Annotated in this window: 9 protein-coding genes; 5 read left to right on the top strand and 4 right to left on the bottom strand. The window is 41.6% G+C overall.

What is annotated here, in order from left to right; genetic code table 11:
* Nucleotides 1-142 precede the first annotated feature (142 nt).
* Genes radA through Q0296_RS02765 form a run of 4 tightly spaced genes read right to left on the bottom strand, consistent with a single transcriptional unit; the run spans nt 143 to nt 3,344 of the window.
* Complete coding sequence (radA, locus tag Q0296_RS02780) at nt 143-1,483, bottom strand: DNA repair protein RadA (protein WP_298036280.1); 1,341 nt, start codon at nt 1,481-1,483, stop codon at nt 143-145.
* The gene (locus Q0296_RS02775) at nt 1,458-1,820 is read right to left on the bottom strand and encodes a VanZ family protein (RefSeq protein ID WP_103569916.1); all 363 of its coding nucleotides are present in this window, start codon (nt 1,818-1,820) and stop codon (nt 1,458-1,460) included. The genes radA and Q0296_RS02775 overlap by 26 nt, the downstream gene beginning before the upstream one ends.
* A complete protein-coding gene (gene ftsY / locus Q0296_RS02770; protein ID WP_298036277.1) occupies nt 1,813-2,679 on the bottom strand; it encodes a signal recognition particle-docking protein FtsY in 867 nt (288 codons plus the stop codon). Before ftsY ends, Q0296_RS02775 begins: the two co-directional genes overlap by 8 nt.
* Nucleotides 2,679-3,344, bottom strand: coding sequence for a TlpA disulfide reductase family protein (locus tag Q0296_RS02765; protein ID WP_298036274.1), 666 nt, complete (start codon nt 3,342-3,344; stop codon nt 2,679-2,681). Before Q0296_RS02765 ends, ftsY begins: the two co-directional genes overlap by 1 nt.
* Before the next feature lie 49 nt (nt 3,345-3,393).
* Here Q0296_RS02765 and Q0296_RS02760 point away from each other — a divergent pair, with 49 nt between their 5' ends.
* The 5 genes from Q0296_RS02760 to Q0296_RS02740 all read left to right on the top strand — a co-directional run.
* Nucleotides 3,394-4,038 (top strand): 5-formyltetrahydrofolate cyclo-ligase, encoded by a 645-nt coding sequence (locus Q0296_RS02760; protein ID WP_298036273.1) that lies wholly within the window; start codon nt 3,394-3,396, stop codon nt 4,036-4,038.
* Entirely contained in the window at nt 3,959-5,512 is a 1,554-nt protein-coding gene (gene rny / locus Q0296_RS02755) for a ribonuclease Y (protein WP_298036270.1), read from the top strand. The genes Q0296_RS02760 and rny overlap by 80 nt, the downstream gene beginning before the upstream one ends.
* Nucleotides 5,513-5,521: 9 nt before the next feature.
* Nucleotides 5,522-6,118 carry a lipid-binding SYLF domain-containing protein gene (locus Q0296_RS02750; protein ID WP_298036268.1) on the top strand — a complete coding sequence of 199 codons (597 nt, stop codon included), beginning with the start codon at nt 5,522-5,524 and terminating at the stop codon, nt 6,116-6,118.
* The gene (locus tag Q0296_RS02745; protein ID WP_298036265.1) at nt 6,118-6,684 is read left to right on the top strand and encodes a DedA family protein; all 567 of its coding nucleotides are present in this window, start codon (nt 6,118-6,120) and stop codon (nt 6,682-6,684) included. The genes Q0296_RS02750 and Q0296_RS02745 overlap by 1 nt, the downstream gene beginning before the upstream one ends.
* Nucleotides 6,681-7,747 (top strand): DUF945 family protein (locus Q0296_RS02740; RefSeq protein ID WP_298036263.1); only part of this gene is annotated, 1,067 nt, incomplete at its 3' end. The genes Q0296_RS02745 and Q0296_RS02740, both read left to right, overlap by 4 nt.

Genomic DNA, 7,747 nt, shown 5'->3' with positions numbered 1-7,747 from the left:
AGGATAAAGTGGTAAATTTCGTGTGAGTTCTTTTTGATATTCGCTAAAAAATCTTTTATCTCTTGACACAAAAGCATAAATTATCTCTTTGTAGCTTTGTAGATCACTGTCATTTTGCGAAAAAAACATACCGAAACTATCCCTACATCCACTCAAGCACTTGCGTGATATCTTTGGCGTAAAAGCACTTTAGGCCTTGTGTGTCAAGCGGTTTGTTTGGGATGATCGCATTTTTAAATTTCTGCGTTTTTGCCTCTTTTAGTCGCTGATCGAGGTTGAAAATTTCTCTTATCTCGCCATTTAGGCTTAGCTCGCCGATGAAGACGCTGTCTTTGCTGATAGGGCGGTTTTTGAAGCTGCTGATTATCGCTGCGATGACGGCTAGATCGGCCGCAGTCTCGCTTATCTTAACGCCACCTGAAACGTTTATAAAGACGTCGTAGTGCCCAAGTGGAATTTCAAGCTTTCGCTCAAGTAGGGCTAGCAGCATATCTAGGCGGTTTTTCTCAAAGCCAGTCGAGCTTCGTTTTGGATAGGCACTTTCGCAAACAAGTGCCTGAATTTCTATGCTAAGCGCCCTTGAACCTTCCATTATGATAGTGATCGCACTGCCACTCATCGCCCCGCCACGTGTGAAAAATTTACTCGAGACCTCATTTGCGCTTACGAGCCCTTGCTGGCTCATCTCAAATATACCAACCTCGCTCGTCGAGCCAAAGCGGTTTTTAAACCCACGTAAAATTCTAAGCTCTCTGCTTGCATCACCCTCAAAATAAAGCACCACATCGACCATATGCTCAAGCACTCTTGGCCCTGCGATCGAGCCCTCTTTGGTGATATGTCCGATGATGAAAACGCAGATATTTTGACTTTTTGCAAGCCTCATCAGCTCAAATGTGATCTCGCGAACCTGTGTGATCGAGCCTGGAGCGGAGGTTATATTTTGGCTATAAAGCGTTTGTATAGAGTCTATCACAAGCACCTTGTAGTCGCTCTTTTGCACTTCTAGCAGGATATCTTCTAGGCAAATTTCAGTTAGCAGGTATAAATTTTTATCCACCGCATTTAGCCTGTCAGCTCTCATTTTTATCTGGCTTTGGCTCTCTTCGCCGCTTACATAGAGCGTTTTTTTGCCGTCCTTTGCTAAATTTGAGCCGATTTTTAGAAGCAGGGTTGATTTGCCAATTCCTGGGCTGCCGCCTATTAAAACAAGCGAGCCCTCGACCACGCCACCACCAAGAACAAGGTCTAGCTCACTATCTTTGGTGCTAAATCTCGTGAAATTTTGAATTTCAACTTCGTCTATGCTTATGGCTTTGCTAGGCGTGCCACTACTTTTTGCTATCTCTTTGCTTATCTTTATCTCTTGCTGGCTAAGCTCGACAAAGCTATCCCAAGCCCCACATTGTGGGCATTTGCCCAGCCACTTTGCCTGCTGGTTTCCACACGCTTGACACTCAAAAACTGGCTTTGCTTTTGCCATAATATATCCTTTTTAAAATTTCAACTACCATCACTCCAAAAGCCGCTCCGATCATGTCTGCTACGATGTCAAGCAGACTAAAGCTCCTGTTTGGTAAAAATGCCTGAACGAGCTCTATTTGCACTCCAAAGGCTAAAAGTAGGGCTAAATTCTTTAAAATTTTAAACTCATAGCCAAGGTAGAGCAGTATATAAAGGACGAAAAAGGCTAAAAAATGGTTTGCTTTGTCCCACGAGTTTTCAATGATCGCAGGACTTTTTGGAGTAAATGCAAGAAAATCAATCGCCAAAAGTGCAGCGAAAAAGCAAATTTTACTAAGAAATTTTACCCTACTCAAAAATGGCGTCCATCAGCTCGTCTAAAAACTCGTCTGGGTTAAATTTGATGATATCGTTCATGCTCTCGCCAACGCCTATATAAAATATAGGTAGCTCAAGCTCTCTTGCCACGCCAAATAGCGCTCCGCCCTTTGCGGTGCCATCAAGCTTTGTGATGATGATGCCATCAAGCGAGACGATCTCGTTAAATGCCTTTGCCTGTGCGACACCAGCGTTGCCCTGCGTGCCATCAAGGATGAGAATTTTACGGTGAGGCGCCTTTTCGTAGGCCTTTTTGCTGATACGAACGATCTTATCAAGCTCGTTTGCTAAATTTGTCTGGTTTTGAAGCCTGCCAGCCGTGTCCAAGATGACGCGGTCGATCCCTTTTGCAAGGGCCGAGCTGATCGTGTCGTAGGCCACAGCTGAAGGATCGTGGCCTTGCTGGGTGGCGACTATTGGCACATTTAGCCTAAGTGACCACTGGCGAAGCTGCTCGATCGCCCCAGCTCTAAATGTATCGCAAGCGCCCAAAATGACGCTTTTGCCATTATTTTTATATAAATTTGCTAGCTTTGCGATGGTTGTCGTCTTGCCAGCGCCATTTACGCCAAGGATGAGATCGACAAATGGCTTGTCAGGCTCGATAACGCGCTCCTTTTCGTAGATGAAATAGCTACTCATAACGCGTCTAAGATCAGCTCTGCTCACTTCATCTTGTGGCGGCAAGTAGTATAAAATCTCCTCTACGATCTCGTAAGCCACGTCAGCCTCTAGTAAAATTTCTTCCAAGCTCTCTTTGTCTATCTTTTTTGACTTTTTAGCCGAGCTTATCGCTCCAAAGGTCTTTTCAAAGCCTCTTTTTAAAAACTCAAGCATTATTTTATAGCCTTATTTATGTCAGTTTCAAGCATCTCTTCAGGCACAAGACCGATGTAGCCTTGAGCGTAGTCGCCATTTGCTTTAAAGAGCGCAGATGCAGGGAGTCCTTTGATGCCGCCCATCGCCTTTTCAAATAAGAAATTTCCCTCGCCAACTGCGATGTCGTATTTGATCTTATATTTTTGTGCAAATTCTTTTACTTCATCCTCACTCTTGTCTTCAAGCAAGACGCCAACGATGTTTAGCTCGTTTTTAAATTTCTCACTTAGGTTGTTTAGGTGTGGGATCTCAGCCTTGCAAGGCGGGCACCAAGTGGCGAAAAATACGTAAAGTGTCGCTTTTTTGCCATCTTTTACGTCAAAGCCATTGCTTCTTTTGGTTACTTGCATCGTGCTGCCACTTATGAGCTTTAAATTTATCTCATTTGTCTCTTTTGCATCGCTGCTTTGGGTGTTTTGAGCATTTTGCGTGTTTTCGCTAGTTTTTACAGCTGGCGTCTCTTTGCTCGTGTTTTCATCTTTGGTGATGTTTTTTTCTGTTAAATTTTTACTTTCTACGGCTTGCTCACTTGGCTTTTGCTCGCTTTTTTTACTCGAATCATCGCCGCATCCAAAAAATGCAAAAAGGCAAAGTGATGTTATAATTGCTCGTTTTAGTGTCATAAATTTCCTTTGAGATAAGATCTCGGGATTATACAAGAAAGAGCATAAAATGAGCGTTAATTTAGAAAAAAATGAATTTAGAAAAAATGCAAGAGCAAATTTGATGAGACTTGCTAAATTTAAGGCTAAATGCTCACACTACCAAGCTACAAAAACGCTTTTAAATTTGATAAATTTTACAAATTCTAAGAAAGTTTTGCTCTATTTGCCGCTTGATTACGAGGTCGAAGTGCTTAAAATGAGAAGAAATTTATCACGAAGATGTGAAATTTTTGCCCCTTTTATGGTAGGTCTTAGTTTAAAAATGGTAAGATTGCGACTGCCATTTGTCACTTATAAATTTCACGTCAGAGAGCCTTCTGGCAGAAAAATGGATAATGTAAGACTTGATATGGCGGTAGTTCCAGCGATTGGGGTTGATGGAGCTATGGCGAGGATAGGGCACGGAAAAGGATTTTACGATAGGTTTTTTGACACTTTGCCCGTCAAGCCAAAACTGATAGTTTTCTTAGAGATAAAAGACTTTTACACCAAAGATGTGCTCTCACAGGCGCACGATGTGGTGGGAGACTTTTATATAACCCCAAGCAAAAATTATATAAAAAGAGGAATAAATGATAGAGGTTTTAATAGGCTTAGGAGCCGGTGCCGCGGGCATTGGAGCAGGGTATCTTTATGCAAAAAAGATAAATGATGCCAACTACAACATTTTTTTGGAGCAAGCAAAAGCAAAAGCAAAAGCTATCGAGTACGAAGCTGAGCTAACGCTTAAAAACTCTAAAATTTCAGTCCAAGAGGCTGAATTTGAAGCTAAAAAAAGATATGACGACAAGACTACAAAGCTGCAAAAAGAGTACGCAAGTAAATTTGATGAGCTAACCAAAAAAGAGAAAATTTTACTAAATGAACAAGAGATTTTAAGCGAAAACAAAGAGCTTTTTGAAAAAGAGAAGCAAGACGCAAAGATCACTTATGAAGAGGGCTTAAATTTAAAAGCTACCTATAAAAATAAGGTAGAAGAGGCGATCAAAGTCCTTGAGCACGCAGCTGGCCTAACAGAGGAAGAGGCAAGGGAGGTCGTGCTTAAAAAGGTCGAGGAGAAGTCACGTGCTGACATCGCTCATATCGTTAGAAAGTACGAAGAAGAGGCCAAAAGAGAGGCTAAAAAGAGGGTTAATTACATTTTGGCGCAGGCTACGTCGAGATTTGCTGGAGAATTTGCAGCAGAGCGCCTAATAAACGTTGTAAATATCAAAAATGACGAGTTAAAAGGCAGGATCATCGGTAAAGAGGGACGCAATATCAAGACCCTTGAAATGGTGCTTGGCGTTGATATCATTATCGACGATACGCCGCATGCGATCATACTAAGTAGCTTCAACCTTTATAGACGTGCGATCGCTACAAGAGTGATCGAGCTTTTGGTGGAGGACGGCAGAATTCAGCCTGCGAGGATAGAGGACCTTCACAAAAAAGTGACTGAAGAATTTGAACAAAGCATACAAGAAGAGGGCGAGAATATCGTTATGGACCTTGGTTTAAATAAAATTCATCCAGAGATAGTAAAACTAATAGGCAAGCTTAAATTTAGAGCTAGCTACGGCCAAAACGCCCTTGCACACAGCCTTGAAGTAGCTCACCTTGCTGGCATCATAGCAGCTGAGACTGGCGGAGATGAGAAGCTGGCAAAAAGAGCTGGCATACTTCACGATATTGGCAAAGCGCTAACTCATGAGTACGAGGGCAGCCACGTCGATCTTGGTGCTGAAATTTGCAAACGCTACAAAGAGCATCCAGTTGTTATCAATGCTATCTATGCTCACCACGGCCACGAAGAGGCGACAAGCATAGAAAGTGCCGCTGTTTGCGCAGCTGACGCACTAAGTGCAGCTCGTCCAGGAGCAAGACGTGAGGTGCTTGAGAGCTTCCTAAAACGTGTCGAAGAGATCGAAAACATCGCAAAAAGCAAAGAGGGCATCAAACAAGCCTACGCGATCAACGCTGGCCGTGAGATCCGCGTCATCGCAAACGCTAAACTCATAAATGACGATGAAGCCGTGCTTGTGGCAAAAGAGATCGCTCAAGAGATCGAGAGCAAGGTGCAGTACCCTGGTGAGATCAAAGTAAGCGTTATAAGAGAAACTCGCGCTGTTGATTTTGCGAAATAACGGCTAAATATGAAATTTCTTTTATCATTAATAATGTTTTTCTCGCTTGGCTTTGCCAGCGAGGAGCTTGTGTTAAATTCGGCAAATTCGTTTTTAACGACGATGAGAGGCGCTAGAAATGCCCCTATAAAAGAGCTCATCGAGCAGTCAAAAGCGGCGATCATCTTTCCAAGCGTGAAAAAAATAGGCTTTGTAGTTGGCGGTATGGGCGGCGACGGTATAATGGTCGTTGGCAATCTAAATTCGCCAACTGAAATTTTACCAGTTAGCATAAGTGGCGGCAGTATCGGCATCCAGCTTGGTTACGAAGATAGCTCGCTTGTGCTATTTATATTTAAAGATAGCATCATCTACGACATAAAAGACGCCAAGATCACGCTTGATACGAAGCTTTCGGTGGCGTTTGGTGACATCGGACGCAATTATAGTAAAGTAAGCGACTTTAAATTTTCAAGCGACATCTACGCTTACGCTGCAAACGACGGATTTTTCGCTGGGGCTAGCTTTGGCGGAGCAGTCATCAGCGCAAAGGATGAAATTTTAAAACAAAGCGGCTACGCATACGAGCAACTAATCGGCGCACCATCTAAACTTCTAGGCCAATAATGCAAGATATTATAAACTCAATCTCAACTTACGGCTACGTTGTGCTGTTTTTTTACAGCCTTGGTGGTGGCATGGTAGCACTTATCGCCGCTGGAATATTAAGCTTTGCAGGCAAAATGGACATCACTCTTAGCATAATCGTCGCTGCCGTGGCAAACACGATCGGCGATACTTTGATCTTTTACGTCGCAAGGTTTAATAAAAGCTCACTTATGCCTTATGTAAAAAATCACAAAAGAAAGCTTGCCTACGCTGGAATTTTGGCAAAGAAGCACGGTGATAAGATAATATTTATCAAGAAATTTATCTATGGCGTCAAAACTTTGGTGCCTATCGCGCTTGGACTTACAAAATACTCTTTTTATAAATTTAGCGTTATAAATTTGATCTCTTCAGTGCTTTGGGCGGTGATCGTCGGTCTTGCAAGCTATAAAGCAGGGGATTATTTTATGGGTGTGAGCAATTATCTTGGCGAGCATGGCTATATCATGCCACTTGCCATGGTTGGCTTGTTGTTAGGCATCTGGTTGTTTTTACAACACATTACAAAAAGGAGAAAAGCATGAAAAAGGTGATATCTGCTCTAATCGTAGTTATCGTGGTTGCAGTTGGAGCTGCTTATATCGCTTCAAATAAAGTAGAGGAGCATTATCAAAGGACTGTTGATAAGCTAAATGACATAAAAGGTTTTAAGGTTTCTGAAAACAAGTATGAAAAAGGGCTTTTTGGCTCAAATGGCTCGTTTGATCTTATCGTTTCAAAGGATCTTTTTTACAATATCACTGGCGAAGAGCTTGATGAGGATTTGAAATTTAAAGTAGAGAGCACGATATCACACTCAGTGCTTGCCTTTTTAAATGGCTTTGAGATCAACTCAAAAGTTTCTATCCAAAACGATATGATCAAAAATATCGCAGCCACATTTTTGGGCTCAAATGTCGTTGCAACCGCAAAGACAAAGGCAACTTTGGCTGGCGATAAAGATATAAGTGTGAAATTTAGCGATATTGATTTTAATGACAAAAAGACAAACAAATTTCTTACAAAAGATTTCAAATTTGCCTTGAAAGTGGACAAAAAATATAACCTTAATAGTGGCAATATCGAGATAGCTAAGATCGCATTTAAAAGCTATGACGAGTATAAAGATAGCATTGAGGCCGAGGGAATTTATATAGATACAGCCTATACAACGCCAGTTGAGCTTTCAAAGATATTTGAAAGCAAAATATCTCCGTATGTTGCAAATGCCAAATTTAAAAAAGTCGCCCTTTTGTCTGAAAGCGAGGGTGATATCGTGGTTGATGACTTTGACTATAAGTCAAAATTTGAAATTTCAAACGATCTTGGCAGCTCAAATGATGTGATAAAGATAGGTGCAGTAAGTGTAAGCAAGCTAAAATATACAGATTTTGCCTTTGAGAGCAAGCTATCAAATATCAACGTCCCTGCGATAAATAAGGTACTTGATAAGCTAAGTAGCACAAATGGCGATAAAAGTGTGCTTGATGGGTTAAATTTTGATCAAATATTTGGTCAAATTTTAGAGAAAAATCCAAGTGTGAAAGTGGATACATTAAGCTTTAAAAATGGCAATAATGCAATAAATTTAAAACTAGATGCCGCTAT

This window comes from uncultured Campylobacter sp. (assembly GCF_937890585.1).
Classification (GTDB): domain Bacteria; phylum Campylobacterota; class Campylobacteria; order Campylobacterales; family Campylobacteraceae; genus Campylobacter_A.
This window is presented reverse-complemented; position numbering and strand designations above follow the sequence as displayed.

Coding starts and splice junctions, on each gene's coding strand:
- radA (WP_298036280.1), bottom strand. CDS start 1,483: ATGGCAAAAGCAAAGCCAGTTTTTGAGTGTCAAGCGTGTGGAAACCAG.
- ftsY (WP_298036277.1), bottom strand. CDS start 2,679: ATGCTTGAGTTTTTAAAAAGAGGCTTTGAAAAGACCTTTGGAGCGATA.
- Q0296_RS02765 (WP_298036274.1), bottom strand. CDS start 3,344: ATGACACTAAAACGAGCAATTATAACATCACTTTGCCTTTTTGCATTT.
- Q0296_RS02760 (WP_298036273.1), top strand. CDS start 3,394: ATGAGCGTTAATTTAGAAAAAAATGAATTTAGAAAAAATGCAAGAGCA.
- rny (WP_298036270.1), top strand. CDS start 3,959: ATGATAGAGGTTTTAATAGGCTTAGGAGCCGGTGCCGCGGGCATTGGA.
- Q0296_RS02750 (WP_298036268.1), top strand. CDS start 5,522: ATGAAATTTCTTTTATCATTAATAATGTTTTTCTCGCTTGGCTTTGCC.
- Q0296_RS02745 (WP_298036265.1), top strand. CDS start 6,118: ATGCAAGATATTATAAACTCAATCTCAACTTACGGCTACGTTGTGCTG.